The sequence below is a fragment of the Streptomyces rhizosphaerihabitans genome (assembly GCF_025399795.1).
Lineage (GTDB): Bacteria > Actinomycetota > Actinomycetes > Streptomycetales > Streptomycetaceae > Streptomyces > Streptomyces rhizosphaerihabitans.
Map to the genome: position 1 here is coordinate 1 of NZ_JAODTZ010000202.1, position 356 is coordinate 356.

The following is a 356-nucleotide window of genomic DNA, read 5'->3' on the forward strand; positions in this document are numbered from 1 at the left end:
GAACGGGTACGCGTAGTCGAACTTCTCCTGGAACCAGTCGAAGCCCTGCCGGGTGACCTCGAAGATCGCGTCGGAGTCGAGGAACTCGGCGAGCGAGGGGCGACAGTAGATGCCGAGCGGAACGGTCTGTCCGTCCTTCTCGTACACGCTGTGCACGGAGTGGTACGGGCCGACGATCAGCGCGGTGATGTACGTCGAGATCCGCGGCGTCGGCTCGAAGACCCAGACGTCGTCCTTGGGCTCCGGGGTCGGCGAGTTGGAGATGACCGTCCAGCCGGACGGCGCCTTCACGGTGAACTGGAAGGTGGCCTTCAGGTCGGGCTGCTCGAAGGACGCGAAGACGCGGCGTGCGTCCG

The 356-nt window shown here is 65.7% G+C and carries 1 pseudogene; it reads right to left on the reverse strand.

The features are described from left to right. A pseudogene (locus tag N4G66_RS45410) lies at positions 1-356 on the reverse strand (aminopeptidase N); the annotation flags it as partial.